13 protein-coding genes and 3 rRNA genes (1 of these 16 running past the window's edge) are annotated in these 14,338 nt (G+C 41.2%); 3 read left to right on the top strand and 13 right to left on the bottom strand.

Features of this window, described 5'->3' with window-relative positions; translation table 11 throughout:
- From BED41_RS15295 to rrf (BED41_RS15285), 3 genes are all read left to right on the top strand, one after another.
- Positions 1–943: ribosomal RNA gene (locus tag BED41_RS15295) — 23S ribosomal RNA — on the top strand (it extends 2,031 nt beyond the left edge of the window).
- Positions 944–983: 40 nt separating this feature from the next.
- A 5S ribosomal RNA gene (gene rrf / locus BED41_RS15290) occupies positions 984–1,099 on the top strand.
- 297 nt (positions 1,100–1,396) lie between these two features.
- Positions 1,397–1,510 (top strand): 5S ribosomal RNA (gene rrf, locus BED41_RS15285).
- A 183-nt stretch (positions 1,511–1,693) separates the two neighbouring features.
- Here the strand turns inward: rrf (BED41_RS15285) and BED41_RS15280 are convergent.
- The 13 genes from BED41_RS15280 to wecB all read right to left on the bottom strand — a co-directional run bounded on the left by BED41_RS15280 (position 1,694) and on the right by wecB (position 14,332).
- A complete protein-coding gene (locus BED41_RS15280) occupies positions 1,694–1,957 on the bottom strand; it encodes a Txe/YoeB family addiction module toxin (protein WP_066748310.1) in 264 nt (87 codons plus the stop codon).
- Positions 1,950–2,213: a type II toxin-antitoxin system Phd/YefM family antitoxin gene (locus BED41_RS15275; RefSeq protein ID WP_066749378.1), complete on the bottom strand. Its 264-nt coding sequence runs from the start codon at positions 2,211–2,213 to the stop codon at positions 1,950–1,952. The genes BED41_RS15280 and BED41_RS15275 overlap by 8 nt, the downstream gene beginning before the upstream one ends.
- 103 nt (positions 2,214–2,316) lie before the next feature.
- Positions 2,317–2,520, bottom strand: coding sequence for an AAA family ATPase (locus tag BED41_RS16990; protein WP_084002517.1), 204 nt, complete (start codon positions 2,518–2,520; stop codon positions 2,317–2,319).
- A 510-nt stretch (positions 2,521–3,030) separates the two neighbouring features.
- The gene (locus tag BED41_RS15270; protein ID WP_084002516.1) at positions 3,031–4,629 is read right to left on the bottom strand and encodes an ABC transporter permease; all 1,599 of its coding nucleotides are present in this window, start codon (positions 4,627–4,629) and stop codon (positions 3,031–3,033) included.
- Positions 4,626–5,402: an ABC transporter ATP-binding protein gene (locus tag BED41_RS15265; protein WP_066748307.1), complete on the bottom strand. Its 777-nt coding sequence runs from the start codon at positions 5,400–5,402 to the stop codon at positions 4,626–4,628. The genes BED41_RS15270 and BED41_RS15265 overlap by 4 nt, the downstream gene beginning before the upstream one ends.
- 148 nt (positions 5,403–5,550) lie before the next feature.
- Positions 5,551–6,546 carry an extracellular solute-binding protein gene (locus tag BED41_RS15260; protein WP_034444030.1) on the bottom strand — a complete coding sequence of 332 codons (996 nt, stop codon included), beginning with the start codon at positions 6,544–6,546 and terminating at the stop codon, positions 5,551–5,553.
- Positions 6,547–6,617: 71 nt separating this feature from the next.
- Positions 6,618–7,505 (bottom strand): sugar phosphate nucleotidyltransferase, encoded by an 888-nt coding sequence (locus BED41_RS15255; protein ID WP_066748304.1) that lies wholly within the window; start codon positions 7,503–7,505, stop codon positions 6,618–6,620.
- Between the two features lie 88 nt (positions 7,506–7,593).
- Positions 7,594–8,412 carry a LicD family protein gene (locus BED41_RS15250; protein ID WP_157102381.1) on the bottom strand — a complete coding sequence of 273 codons (819 nt, stop codon included), beginning with the start codon at positions 8,410–8,412 and terminating at the stop codon, positions 7,594–7,596.
- Between the two features lie 70 nt (positions 8,413–8,482).
- On the bottom strand, positions 8,483–9,727 hold the full coding sequence (locus tag BED41_RS15245) for an oligosaccharide flippase family protein (protein WP_066748300.1): 1,245 nt from the start codon (positions 9,725–9,727) through the stop codon (positions 8,483–8,485).
- A 4-nt stretch (positions 9,728–9,731) separates the two neighbouring features.
- Entirely contained in the window at positions 9,732–11,009 is a 1,278-nt protein-coding gene (locus BED41_RS15240) for a glycosyltransferase family protein (RefSeq protein ID WP_066748298.1), read from the bottom strand.
- Positions 11,010–11,055: 46 nt separating this feature from the next.
- Entirely contained in the window at positions 11,056–12,153 is a 1,098-nt protein-coding gene (locus tag BED41_RS15235) for an EpsG family protein (protein WP_066748296.1), read from the bottom strand.
- Positions 12,153–13,211 carry a glycosyltransferase gene (locus tag BED41_RS15230; RefSeq protein WP_066748294.1) on the bottom strand — a complete coding sequence of 353 codons (1,059 nt, stop codon included), beginning with the start codon at positions 13,209–13,211 and terminating at the stop codon, positions 12,153–12,155. The genes BED41_RS15235 and BED41_RS15230 overlap by 1 nt, the downstream gene beginning before the upstream one ends.
- Complete coding sequence (wecB, locus tag BED41_RS15225; protein ID WP_179946737.1) at positions 13,208–14,332, bottom strand: non-hydrolyzing UDP-N-acetylglucosamine 2-epimerase; 1,125 nt, start codon at positions 14,330–14,332, stop codon at positions 13,208–13,210. Before wecB ends, BED41_RS15230 begins: the two co-directional genes overlap by 4 nt.
- Between the last annotated feature and the right edge of the window lie 6 nt (positions 14,333–14,338).

The following is a 14,338-nucleotide window of genomic DNA, read 5'->3' as shown; positions in this document are numbered from 1 at the left end:
ACCTGCACGAAAGGTGTAACGATCTGAGCGCTGTCTCGACAGTGGGCCCGGTGAAATTGTGGTACTGGTAAAGACGCCAGTTACCCGCAGTAGGACGGAAAGACCCCGTGGAGCTTTACTGTAACTTGATATTGGATTTCGGTATAGTATGTATAGGATAGGTGGGAGGCAGTGAAATAAGGTCGCCAGACTTTATGGAGCCGTCGTTGGAATACCACCCTTATTGTGCTGGGATTCTAACCGCAGGCACTGAATCGTGATGCGGGACATTGTCAGGCGGGCAGTTTGACTGGGGCGGTCGCCTCCCAAAGAGTAACGGAGGCGCGCGAAGGTCACCTCAAGATGAATGGAAAACATCTACAGAGCGTAAGGGTATAAGGTGGCTTAACTGTGAGATTGACAGATCGATCAGAAACGAAAGTTGGTCCTAGTGATCCGGTGGTCCTGAGTGGAAAGGCCATCGCTCATCGGATAAAAGCTACCCCGGGGATAACAGGCTGATGCCGCCCGAGAGTTCCTATCGACGGCGGCGTTTGGCACCTCGATGTCGGCTCATCGCATCCTGGGGCTGAAGCAGGTCCCAAGGGTTGGTCTGTTCGCCCATTAAAGCGGTACGTGAGCTGGGTTCAGAACGTCGTGAGACAGTTCGGTCCCTATCCACTGTGGGCGCAAGGTATTTGAGAGGAACTGTCCCTAGTACGAGAGGACCGGGATGGACGTACCGCTAGTGAACCAGTTATTCCGCCAGGAGTAGAAGCTGGGTAGCCATGTACGGATCGGATAACCGCTGAAGGCATCTAAGCGGGAAGCCGGCCTCAAGATGAGATACCTCATTCGTCAAAGAAGTAAGGTGTCCGGCAGACGACCGGTTTGATAGGTTGGAGGTGTAAGAGGGTAACGCCCTTTGAGCTGACCAATACTAATACACCGAGGCCTTAACCTCATAAATCCTTTATCCGCCTGAGAGGGCTGATAGTAAAGTTTCCGGTGCTAATAGAGGAGTGGATCCACCCGGTCCCATGCCGAACCCGGCAGTTAAGCACTCCATCGTCGATGGTACTACGGAGGGTATCCGTGGGAGAGTAGATCGGCGCCGGGATTAGTTTAAGAGAGAGGGAAGTCAAGTGAGACTTCCCTCTCTTGTTTTGTCTTGTGAGAAGCTGTTAGGTAACGCGGGATGAGAGATGTTTGACCGGTCTCATGCCGAACCCGGCAGTAAAGCACTCCATCACGGGTGGTACTACGGAGGGTATCCGTGGGATGGCCAGGGAGCCAAAAGGCCGGTTCTGCCTTTTGTGCGAGTCGGCTAGTTTGTGTATCAGAGTAGGTCGCCGCTAGAATTAATTTGAAGAACGGCCCTGAGGAAATCCTTGGAGTCGTTTTTTGTGTTATTTATTCTGTGCGTAACAAGGGAGTGGGTCCACCCGGTCCCTTGCCGAACCCGGCAGTTAAGCACTCCATCGCGGGTGGTACTGCGGAGGGTATCCGTGGGATGGCCAGGGAGCCAAATCAGTGCTTTTCCGATTTGTGCGAGGTCGGCTAGTTTGTTTGTTAGAGTAGGTCGTTGTCGGAATTAATTTAAGAGGGAGAGGGAAGTCAATTGAGACTTCCCTCTCTTGTTTTGTTTTGTGAGAAGCCGTTAGGTAACGCGGGACGGAATACCAGCTGCGCGGATATGCTATGTAAATAGGGTTTAATCTTCATAATGCCCTTTTATTGAAAGAATAAATAGATTACCTGATTCATCAACCGTATAAACAAGTCTGTGTTCCTGATTTATCCGGCGGCTCCATGCCTGTCTGTACTTCAGAGCCTCCGGCTTCCCAAGTCCATTGGAGGCGCCGTTTCGCTGAAGGTCTTTCAGCAGTTCGTTGATTTTGCGTAAGATAGACTTGTCCGTCCTTTGCCAATAGAGATAATCATCCCACCCTTTATCTGAAAATGTGAAATTATTCATTCGCCATGGCCTCTAATTCGTCCATGCTTTTTACAACTATTTTTCCCTGGGCGATCTGTTCCATGCTTCTGTCTATCATATCAAGGTACTCTGCGTTACTGGCGGCCTTAATAAGTGCGTTGTACTTTTCGAGACTGAGCAGCACGACATTCTTTTCATCTTTTCTTGTAACAATAACTGTCTCGTACATATCCGTCGCCTTATCACAATATGTTTTCAAATTATTACGAATCGTGGAGTAGTTAACTGCCAGCATGTAGTTCACCTCTCTTTTATGTGCTATATATTGTACAAAATATTGTACTATAATAAAATATAATGTCAACACCATTCTCCGTTACCTTTATTGAAGGCTGGGGCTAGATATATTTATCGTAAATCACAGCAGCGGTGTCATATATAGCGGCAGAAATCAGGGAATCTGTTTCCATATAATTGTATCTTCCATCAGCTACAAGATACTTTATTGCGGCTCTGGCTTTGGGGCAAAGCTGAACTTCATCGAAAATAATCAATGACTGGTGTTGATATAGCTTGATATTATAATAACCCGACAGATACATGAAGAGCGTATTCAGGTCGTTGAGATAATGGGCGAATAAATCTTTTATATCATCTCCGGACGGTTGAGATCAATGAGAATATACGTCTTGTATTCCGCCCTGGCGAACTGTTTGGCGATATAGCTCTTGCAACCCTGCGGGCCCCGTCAATCAGTAAAGCCGTTCTGCCGGCCCAATTTTTTTCCAATCAACCAGATCCGCGTAAATTTTTCTCTTCATCTGCCCGCCCCTCTGATAAACATAAATCAAGATTTATTATGCCTGGATATACCACATAATCAAGATTTATTTAATCGCCTGGATACACATTTTCGGGAATTTACTGTCATATTCTTCCTCCGTATATCAGATTTTCGCATGGAATCTTAGACTCTGACTTTTATATACTACAAAGTCGCCACAGAAAAGCGCAAAGAAGTCAGTAATATCAAGCATAAGCAAAGACATGTGACAAAAATATTGGTTTTCAGTGACGACTACTACAAGGAGTTTTTCTAACTGATATCCGTTTTACCTGGTTTTTTTCATCACAGCCACGGTAACTTTGATAATAATATTGACGGCCAGTATTGCCAGAGACACAACAGCCGCGCATTCCAGCTGCATCTGAGCCTCAAATTGATTGATCATCAATGATACTGGTTTATTAGCCGTACTGGCGAGGAAAGAGACCGCAGAGATGGTCATCATGCAATTTACGAAAAAGTATGAAAACATCTCAAACATTGTCCCTTTACACTGAGGTATGAATACATCCATAATCATACGCCCGCGGCTGATTCCCAGCGTATGCCCGACACCTTCGAGATTTTCATTGATCTTTGACAGTGAGTTGTACATCATGAGGTATGGCGAGGCGATGAAGTGGACGAGATTCACCATTACCAGTATCGCTATTGTCCCGTAAACAACACTGCCGTGAAAAACTAGAACATAGGATAGACCGAGGACGATGCCGGGAATGGCCGCCGACGTGATAGCTGAAAGGTGGAGAAATCTTGAAGTTTTTGACTTCATACGTGCTGACATATACGCAGTCATAAAGGCGGCCGCAATCCCGATCACCGATACTAAAAGGGCTATGATAATAGAATTTATCAGGTATTCATTTGCTCTAAGATTCAGCGTATTAATGACATTATTGAAGGTAAAACTAATATTATTTGGATAATCCGATGCGAACGCTAATATTATGAATGATGTCAACGTCAATATGGTGAAAATAGACACTACGCTGCAATATGTATACGAAATAACATTTCTCACTGTACCTCCAACTGGTTCAAACTGTTTTGAAATAAACGAAGAGTTTCCTTTGTCTTTATTAGCCAAGTCAATGATAAACGCCGCTACCGCCGGAACCAGCAGCAAACAGCCATAAACGGCTCCCTTGCCGAAATTCAGCTGCCCGATGACTTCCTGATACATTATAACGGGAACCGTGAGGTACTTACCGCCAACCATAAGAGGAACACCGTAATCTGTGATAATAAGTGTGAATGTTGCAAAAATGGCCGAAATTAACGGTTTTCTTAAGTATGGCAACGTAATGGAGGTAAACTGGCGAAACTTGGGGATTCCGAGGACACGCGCCGCTTCGTAAGGAGAGCTGTCTTCATACCTCATTATATCGCTAAACATAAGATATGCGACCGGAAACGCGTACAGGATAGATCCGAGAACGATACCGTGTAAGCCATAAATACTGGCGCTTAAGCCAAACAGTTTCGTTATAATCCCATTGTTTCCGAAGAGGATGATCAGTCCCATGCCATTTGAAATGGACGGTATCAACATTGGCAAAACAAAGATGATGCCGAATACGCTTTTAAACCTGATATTTGTCCTCTCTATACTAACGGCCAGGAGATAGGCAATAATAAGTGTCAATATGGTCGCTATCGCAGTCGCGGTCAAAGAGTTGGCGATAACGGTACTGAAGGTTGGAGATGCCATCACCTTATGCAGACTGTCTGAGTCAATATTGATAAACATCCTGATCAGTGGAATAAATACCAAAGCAATGAATACAACAGAGAGCAGTATCCGTGTTACATCCGCTTTCCTGCCCAGTATCTGACTGAAAGAGAACTTCTGATTCATCATCATACCTTCACGTACTTTAGTAGAGAGTCTATCTTTGCTTGAAGGTTGCTCAGAACAAAGTCTTTCACATAATCATTGGCTGGATTTGAGATTATGTTTTGGGGTGTGTCTATCTGAACAAGATGGGCCTCTTTCATGACCATGATCCTGTCGGACATGGCAAAGGCCTCTTCCTGATCATGCGTGATATATATCATCGTTGTTTTGAACTCCGCCTGGATTCTTTTTATCTCTTTTCTAAGTGAAAGCCTCGTCGCTACGTCCAGAGCTGACATTGGTTCATCAAACATAATGATGTCCGGATTCATTATAAGCGTCCTGGCGATAGCCACACGCTGCTGCTGGCCGCCGGATAACATGGCGGGTTTCTTATCTATATGCTCTGTTAAATCCATCTGCTGAATCAGAGCAAGGGCTTTTTCACGCACAGCTTGCCTGGCTTCGTTGGCTTTGTTTTCTTTGCGTATTTTCAAAGCGTATTCCACATTTTCCAGCACGGTCATATTCTCAAAAAGGGCATAGTTCTGAAACACGATCCCCATTCCGCGGCCTGCCGGGGATATGTCAGTGATATCTATTCCGTCCTTAGTAACCGTTCCTCCTGTAGGCTTGAGCAAACCGATGAGGATACGTAAAATCGTTGTCTTGCCGCAGCCGGACGGACCAAGAATCGAAAGAAACTCACCATCCTGGACATTGAAACTGACTTTATCAAGCGCGCGTTTTCCATCATACTCCATCTCGAGGTCTCGTACTTTAAGCTTTATCTTTTCCATAATTGATTCCCTTCACAGCATATATACCACGTACTGTTTTACAGATAATTTATACGGCCAAGCACTTTGGCGGAAACGGAGGAAATGATTTATCGTTCCCGCCAAAGTAGCAGCATGTTAAGTTTGCCTGATTAGCAGAGATATTATCCTAATACTTCCACTTATCCAGGAGGCGCGTCTTTTCATCAATTGTGTTATTGCTCATATCGCTGTAGACAATATTCTGTGGGTAATTCTTGACGACATAATCTTTGTCTTTAAAGATCTTTTCAGGGAAAAATTTCTCGTTGTTTTCATAATTGTAAGTGTTGATAAGGAAATCAAACACTGCCTTGACTGCAGGTTTTGTTTCCTTACCCTTGATGATTGCCTGGCCATAGAGGGAATAGGGAGAACCCTCTTTAAAGAATATAATCTTGAGGTTCTTTCCTTCGTTGATTTGCGTTACTGCTTGTGCAGTCATTCCCAAGCCGATTCCGACTTCCCCTTGAACAAGCGCATTTACCGGCCCTGAACCAGATGATGTGTATTGCAGGATGTTGGGTGTTAATTGGTCGAAATAATCAAAGGCTTTTTCTTCTCCCCATGCGTTTACGAGGCTCTTCAAAAACATATAGCCGGTACCAGACGCTTTTGGGCTGGGCATTGAGATTAATCCTTTATATTCCGGTTTTAACAGGTCTTTATAACTTGTAGGTTCTTCAAGGCCTCTAGCTTTTAATACATCCGGATTGATGATAATAGCTCCGCCGTTTCTCAGCTCAATAATGTAGTTCTTGCTCAACGCCACATCTTCGGTGTATATACTCATGTCATAATTGGACAGATCCGCAAACTCGCCAAGAGCATCAAGCTGTGACATATATCCATAATCCAGGTCATGGGTGATATCGAATTCAGTTTTTGTTCCTTCCGCCAACAGTTTAGCGGCATGGTTCCCAGTCGACATATACTCGATTGTAATATCATAGTCAGGAAACTCTTCCTGAAGCCTCTTTGTTAAGTATTCAACTCTGTAATCTTCGGCGCTGGTGTAAATAAGTACTTTATCTTTAGCTTTGGAGCGGCTGGATAAAAATACAGCCAGCGCGACGATTATCAGAACGACAACGATAATAAAACTTTTTTTAGACTTAGAATTCATAACTTTTGTATCCTCCTGTTATTTTGTTTTTATATTTTCTAAATGCTGAGGCTCAAAGGCGTTTTGTATCGTTACAGCGCATATAATTTGTCAATTTTTTTCAGTTCGTTATATGTGTCGATCTCGACGACATCGTCGAATGAACACTCACGGATACGAACCTGGTAATTCTCTTTTTTATAGACAAGCGCGGTCTGTTCCCAATATCGCTCCTTTCCGCCGGGGGATGTGAAGACATCATTCAGGTCGTTAGCCAGCTTGCTGCCGTCGTCCGCGTCCCAATACGATATGCCTACCATTTGATAACAGTCTTTGCCGCCGATGGCCTCAGATTTTATAACCCCGTTTTTGTCCGTACTTATGCACCAGTCGTCTGTGACCTTTACCGGAATTCCTAAAAAATTAGAGCAATATTCATATTTCCGAATGAGCTTAGGATTCCTGAGAATCAGATCAGATTCCAGTACATATGCGTTTTGAAAGAGGTAACGGACACACATTGCGGATGAAATATTATTGCTTTCATTGTATCCCGGATTTTCAATAAACTGAATGCGCGGATATTTATACCTGAGCTGGTCAAACTGCTCGCTCAGATAACCACGGACTACGATAATTTCAGGAATATCCGCGGCAACAACCGCATCAAGCAGAGTATCGATCATCCGCATACCATTAACGCGTACCAGGGGCTTGGGTGTGTTAAACGTAATAGGGACAAGCCGGGAACCAAAACCGGCGGCAAGAAAGATAGCCCTTTTCACACGATACGGCTCCAATGCGGCCATACCGGTATCTGTTATCCTCCCATCCGCAATATAACCCCGTTCGCACATGAGGTTAAGCGTTTTTTCGATACTGTCAAACGGCAGATGTGTTGTCTCGGCTATCTCTTTGGGAGAGCATAACGGGGTTTCATACACAAATCGTAATATAGAAAATTCATTCTGAGTTAACATTTATAGGTATCCTTTCAATAATTATAGTTGTCTGCAATTCTTAAAATCGTTGCATGATTGGATATATTTTTAACAGCCACTCTCTTAACTAAAAATTCTTTTTTACTTCGACGTTTTTAATAAATTCCATTGGATGAGTTTGTCTTTCCGAAACAGGCGGCAGCTTCATGTAGTTGCCATAAGTTTGGGTTAGGTAATCGTCATAGTTTCTTGGCGCATAAAACATTGCATCCTCAAATTGGAGTTCAATGCGATCCTCAAAGTGAGCCTTTTTTATCCTTACTATCTTATTGGATTCTTGAAAACTTATATTTCCAACATATTTAGAATCTTGGTATGGATACGTGTTGGAAGCGACTTGGTTTATATAACGTGACATGACGCCATGTGGAATCAGGTGAGCAAAACTTATGACCGCAGTTTTTGCGCATGTTCGCCAAAAACCGTGTTTTGATCTTGATAGCACGGCATCACGCCCAAAGCAGAGATAATTAAACATCTGTAATTTCTTTTTGTATTTTAGCGCCGCCTCTAGTGAATCAGGCCAGCCATCAATTGGGAAAATATCGATCCATATTCCTTTGACTGCGGTTGTTCCACTCTCAATTAGTTTTATATCCATATTCATTAGCTTGGCTATGGGCATGTTCCATTTTCTATCTACAAGGGGTGACTTTAAGATATATTTTGTATGAGAATATATCTCGTTAAATTTTATATAGTCCTGGCGTGGCATATAAACATCGATGTCATCATCCCAAGGAATAAAACCTTTATGCCTCACAGCGCCTAAAAGGGTTCCTTCCGCTAAGCAATAACGTAAGCTGTGTTGTCTACAAAATGAGTCAAAGTTTTTTAGAATTTCCAACTCCATTAGTTGTAGTTCTCTTAGACTTATTTTTTTCACGATGTCTATTTCTCTCCTAATGTAAAATTTTGATTTGTGAATATAAATTCAGTGTTCTTATATACATTAACTATCTGGGCACATGTATTCTTATTGAACGTTTCAACAAAAGCTGCCAAATTAAATAAGAGACAGTTGTGGCAGATGCAATTCCAGTTAGCGACGGATGAATAATAAGCGTTGCAATAGTTAGAACAGCGCAGCAAATAACAGCCATAAAACTTATTGTCATCATGGTCCGCTCTTGCCGTTTCACTTTGAGAATGGTGTTATATACCATCGTGATTTTCGCCTGAAAAAATATCATCGGCAACAAAATCAGCAGACAAGATAAAGTCGGCGTATAGGCAGGAAGAAAGGTTTTTACAATGATGCTTGCCGGTATATACACTAGCATTACCGCTATAAATACCGGTATCGACCATTTGTCAGAAAAATCCAATAACCTTTTGATGTTTCTTTCGTGTGACTGCTTCAAAATCGGGAAAAGGACAAGCGACGCTGCGGCTACAACCTGTGAGATAATGGCCATCATTGGAAAGGCGAAAGAATAATATCCGAACTGTTCTTTACCAAGATAATGTTCAACACTGAACTTACCTATACCTGTCATCAACATTGACGCAATCCCATACATTGTGAGCGGAAATCCAGCGGCAATATTTGCTTTCATCTCTTTGAATACCCCACGTTTAAACTGTAACGGCAGAATAAAAAGTTCTCGTGAGGAGGCGATGTTATAAATTAAGGCCAATAACTGTCCGCTTAAACTTATGATAATCAGGCTGTACATGGATATATCCCAGAAAAACATCGCAATTATTACAAGACATACAAAAAATATTTTTTCTATAATATTTCCTATGGAATAAATATTAAACCTTGCCGTAGCCTGGTTTATAAGGACGAAAAAGCTGATAAGGCACCGCAAGAGCATAGAAATGGCAACGGCGTAAAAAATACAGCTGTTCTTAGCACCCATATCGGAAGAAAATACGATAGCAACAAATACAGTACAGACAATGACAAGATAAAGTAACATGATACAGAAAAAGGCAGTAAAACGACGTTTGGGCAGTTGCCTATATTCTTTCCCGCCATAGCGCAGGTATATTCCGTCACAATAGCCAAACAAGACAAGACCAACATAAGCCTCGTACAAAAGGTATGTTTGCCAGTAGCCAAATTCTTCTGGGGTAATACTGCTTGGAACAATGAAAGAAGATATCACTCCCATCAATATAAGGATACAGTTGGAGAAAAGCACCTGTATAAAACCGCGGATCCCCTTGTTCTTTAGTAGCGATTCAGTCATTCTGCTATTCACCGCCACAGATTTCGATTAACAACTTTGCCGTATATTCAGGAGTATTCTGTGGAAATAGTGCCTCAACTTCGGAAAAGGGCACGCGCATCCCACGTTTTTCACGAATAAAAGTTTCCACTATGGCGGCATTATCGCCTATCTTGTCCCAATCTTCTTTTATTAACAAAGCAAGAGGATATTTGTTAAGGTACTCAATACTTGGTTCTTCGTTATATTTATAAAAGGAAATAATAGGCTTTCCTAGAGCCATATATTCAAAAATCTTACTTGGTATCTGCCTGGGATTATTGCTACCAAGGTTAAGCAATATATCTGCATTCAATAATAATGGCAAAATTTCATTATGCGGCAATGCAGAGTGGATATTAAGGGAACCAGACAAATCCCCTTCAGATTTATCCTCAAATAAAAATCCACAATTATTTCTGCCATAAATGTCTAGTTTTATACAACTTTTATCCATCATAGTAAATATTTCCAACATATAACGGGGGTCAGTTAAAGGCATATTTATACTCCCAGCGTACACCAACGAAGACATATAATGTTTTTCTTGGTAAATGGGTAATTTTTCCATCAGAGCATTTTCTATGAAAGGTATATCTGAGATATGAATTTTCCTTGTGGTATCTGTGTTTGCATATAACCTACAATAATATTGTTCGTGGGATTTTAACACAATCATTGCGTCAAAGACGTCAAAGAAATGTAGTTCCCATTTACGCAGCATTTGCTTGCAAAATACTGACGGCAATATGCAAGGAAATACCCCCCCGGATAAACAGTCGCAAAAATAAGAGACAGCATTCACATAAGGCAGATATTTTTTTAGTAACATCAGTGCAAACAGACTTTCAAACGGCTGATATACACCGATGATACAGTCTATCTGATTGTCCAGACAAATCTGTTTGGCGCGCCGGTAAAAATTCCATGCAAAGAGCGGTGCGGAGAGCGGCCAGGAAAAGAAGAAAAGCAATCTGCGGATACGCCACGACCAGAGTGCGGCGGAGCGCAGTATACCTATACATGGCAGTGTTGAATGTCTGTCGCACCAGTCGAGGACACGAACGTGCCATAGATTTTTTACTCTGTAAATCTTTACTCCGTCGATTTCCTCATAACCTGGATCCTCGTAACGTGCCATCGCGAGACAACATACTTCATTTCCACGCGTTATTAGCGCTTGGGCGATTTTTTCTGCGCACACGCCATTTGCAGATGCATGAGGAAGGTATGAGCCGAGCAAAAACATAAATTTCTTTTTCAACAGAAAACCTCTTTTTTAAAATATATAAATTTGTTAATTTGGATATTTATAATAAATAACTGATAATATAATTATGGCTAAACACATCTTTGTATACATATAATGACATACAAGCCCTCAATATATATATCGAACCGATTCCAATACAGGTTGCTTTTCTGAAATAGTAGTGTTTATCTGTTGCCGCCATTAATAACGCAATAGAATTAAGGATTGCTATATTTGCATAGATTCTATAAAAGTTGCTTTGAAGTACGATTAAAGGAAGATACAGCAAAAGTATTATATTGGCATAATATACATATGGTAAAAAATTAGTGGAAAGGTATTGAAATTTGCTGTACTTAGGCTTGCGCTGTGTTCTTGTATAAAATTTCCAGTACTTCCATATAAAAAATAACGGGGTAAAGGTAAAAAACAGGAAAATCATAACGCCAGCTTTTGCCCTAGCTTCATATAATAAAACTCTGACAATTTTTAAGTTATTTGAATATGATAATAACAAGGGCGATAAAATTTTTATTATATCCCCGCCGACAGCAATGACAAAAGCGATGATAATTAATATATAGAGTATCCTTCGCAGTAATTGGCAGCTTTTTATAAAAGGTATTAAGAAAAACGGCAAATATATTATATATAGGCTGTGAAAACCTATTGCCAGTGCCATAAAGAAAAACGAAGCGTAATATTTATATTTTTTCTCACTTATAAAAAAGACAAAAGCATACATGAAAAAGATATTCCCCATAAAATTTCTTACAACTATGACATCAAAGAAAAAAGGAAACATCATATACAATCCTAACACATAAGTGCGTATGGTTTTGGGCACGAGTAAGCTAATGATATAAAATAAGTTTAATAAAAATAGGATAGAGGTTATCAACTTAAATTTTTGATATGAGAAACCATGACTACTAAAATATCTGGCTAGTTCTTGATAGAAGAATTCTCCATAATCAGTGTTATTGTAATAAAACATTTCATATCCAGCGTAATCTGCGTTATAAAAATTTGCTGCCATCAATATAATGCAACATATCGCTAAAAATATGTAGGATAACATATATTTATATTTTGTTATTTTATCAATACACAAGAAAGCTATGAATAAAACGCTATAGTTTAAGGCCACAAACATTATGATGTCACCTCGTTTGTTTCTTTGCTGCAATAATCTATATATAAAATTTTCTTCATAGCCTTACATAAACTGTCTACATTACTTTCCCAAAATACATGTTGATAGTCATTCAATATTTCTTTCGCAAATAACGTGTCCGCTGCTATTACAGGAGTTCCATGTATTTTTGCTTCTAGGAGCGGCAGTCCGAATGTTTCTATATACGATGGAAATATCAACACTGCTTTTGGGTACCAATCAAATAGTTCGTTTCTGCTAAGCACGCCAACGAATTCTATTGGCAGAGAATATTTCTCTACCTCATCATACAGTTGGCGAGCAAGTTTATTTTCAGTGCCGGTCATGGTGAATATCACCCTGAAGTTGGTAATACCGTCATTAATAAGTTGTTTGCATGCTTCGATAATCACCTTGTGATTCTTGTACATTAGTGGTGAGGATGGGTATATGAATGACAGAATATCCATGTTTTCATAATCAAACATTTCTTGGGGTGTGATGCTTATCACAGGAGGTATTACAGATATCTTATCACTGTCTGCACCTGTCTTTTCTACACAGGCTTTTTTCATCCATTCTGCTTGCACTACCACTCTTTTAGCTTTTTTGATTCCGTCGAAGATGAACTTCGATATCACATTCTGATATACCCAGAACAGAGGACTTTCTGTTAAAGCGAATTTGTATTCTGCAAATGGTAATGATTGGTGCAAATACATTATTTGTGGTACGTTAATATGTGGAATTAACACGTTTTGTAATGATAATACTTTGTCTATCTTATTTTTTCTTATAAGTTCCGGCGCGGTGAAATGATCACAGTACAGTCTATGCCCCCAGCTTTTTTTTACCCAAGGAAGACGAATGATTTTAATATTGTCCGTTTCTTCGAGAGTCGGCGTACTAATTACAAATATCCAGTGTATGCTTTTGTCCTCGTATTTTTTTACAACTTCATAAAAGTCATTCAATACGGACAAAGCGCCGCTGGCGGAAGCAGCGACGTCATAAACTAAGATATTTTTTGCTGGAAGTACGCAGTCTAATAGCGTCATTGTTTTCTCCAGACCATACTATTAATAATGCCTGTGTAGCTTTGGATTATTTTGACGACCTTAACGCTCACATTTTCATCAGCATAAGCTGGGACTGTCAGCCCATCATCACCGTTTGCGTGCATGGATACCGCCAGGTCGACCGCCTGGAGCACCTGTTCCGTGGTGATAGAGCCAATGGTAAATATCCCCTTATCCATCGCCTCCGGACGTTCTGTCGATGTACGAATGGAGACAGCGGGGAATTTAAAGTAAGATCCATCTTCAGGAACAGTTCCGCTGTCTGATACCATACAGAAGGCATTCCGCTGGAGTTTGTTATAGTCGAAGAAGCCAAGCGGCTGATGCTGCAGCACGCGCTTGTCAAAGACAAAGCCGCGTTGCTCTATGTATTTCCTGGAGCGCGGGTGGCATGAATAGAGAATCGGCATGTCGTATTTTTCCGCCATCGCGTTTACAGCATTCATAAGGGCAAAGAAGTTCTTTTCAATGTCGATGTTCTCTTCTCTATGTGCCGAGAGGAGGATATATCTGTTTTTCTCCAGCCCCAGAGTCTCAAGGATTTTGCTTTTTTCTATCTTTTCTCTGTTTGCTGAGAGCACTTCTGCCATCGGCGAGCCGGTGACGAATGTATATTCAGGTTTTACGCCGCTGTTTAAGATATAGCGACGCGCGTGTTCCGAATAGCACATATTTACGTCGCTTGTTACGTCGACTATACGGCGAATCACTTCTTCTGGCAGGTTTTCGTCTTTGCAGCGGTTGCCGGCTTCCATATGGAAAATAGGTATTTTCAGACGTTTAGCGGAGATAACTGAAAGGCATGAGTTTGTATCGCCAAGCACCAGCAGAGCGTCAGGCTTTTGCTCGGCCATAAGCTCATATGATTTAGCGATGACGTTACCCATCGTCTGACCAAGATTATCCCCTACAACCCCAAGGTAGAAGTCCGGTTCCTTTATTTCTAATTCCTTAAAAAAGATATTGTTCAGTGTATAATCCCAATTTTGTCCAGTATGCACGAGTATATGATCAAAGTATTTTTCACACTTTTTTATGATTTCCGAGAGTTTTATTATCTCTGGGCGAGTTCCCACTATTGTCATAAGTTTTAGTTTCATTATCCT

The sequence above is a fragment of the Cloacibacillus porcorum genome (genome assembly GCF_001701045.1).
Classification (GTDB): domain Bacteria; phylum Synergistota; class Synergistia; order Synergistales; family Synergistaceae; genus Cloacibacillus; species Cloacibacillus porcorum.
The sequence above is the reverse complement of the archived record's forward strand: the minus strand, read 5'-3'. Positions and strand labels throughout refer to the sequence as shown.

Bases quoted from the DNA above. Each gene is read 5' to 3' on its own strand.
- BED41_RS15280 (WP_066748310.1), bottom strand. From the start codon at position 1,957: ATGAATAATTTCACATTTTCAGATAAAGGGTGGGATGATTATCTCTAT.
- BED41_RS15275 (WP_066749378.1), bottom strand. From the start codon at position 2,213: ATGCTGGCAGTTAACTACTCCACGATTCGTAATAATTTGAAAACATAT.
- BED41_RS16990 (WP_084002517.1), bottom strand. From the start codon at position 2,520: ATGTATCTGTCGGGTTATTATAATATCAAGCTATATCAACACCAGTCA.
- BED41_RS15270 (WP_084002516.1), bottom strand. From the start codon at position 4,629: ATGATGATGAATCAGAAGTTCTCTTTCAGTCAGATACTGGGCAGGAAA.
- BED41_RS15265 (WP_066748307.1), bottom strand. From the start codon at position 5,402: ATGGAAAAGATAAAGCTTAAAGTACGAGACCTCGAGATGGAGTATGAT.
- BED41_RS15260 (WP_034444030.1), bottom strand. From the start codon at position 6,546: ATGAATTCTAAGTCTAAAAAAAGTTTTATTATCGTTGTCGTTCTGATA.
- BED41_RS15255 (WP_066748304.1), bottom strand. From the start codon at position 7,505: ATGTTAACTCAGAATGAATTTTCTATATTACGATTTGTGTATGAAACC.
- BED41_RS15245 (WP_066748300.1), bottom strand. From the start codon at position 9,727: ATGACTGAATCGCTACTAAAGAACAAGGGGATCCGCGGTTTTATACAG.
- BED41_RS15235 (WP_066748296.1), bottom strand. From the start codon at position 12,153: ATGTTTGTGGCCTTAAACTATAGCGTTTTATTCATAGCTTTCTTGTGT.
- BED41_RS15230 (WP_066748294.1), bottom strand. From the start codon at position 13,211: ATGACGCTATTAGACTGCGTACTTCCAGCAAAAAATATCTTAGTTTAT.
- wecB (WP_179946737.1), bottom strand. From the start codon at position 14,332: ATGAAACTAAAACTTATGACAATAGTGGGAACTCGCCCAGAGATAATA.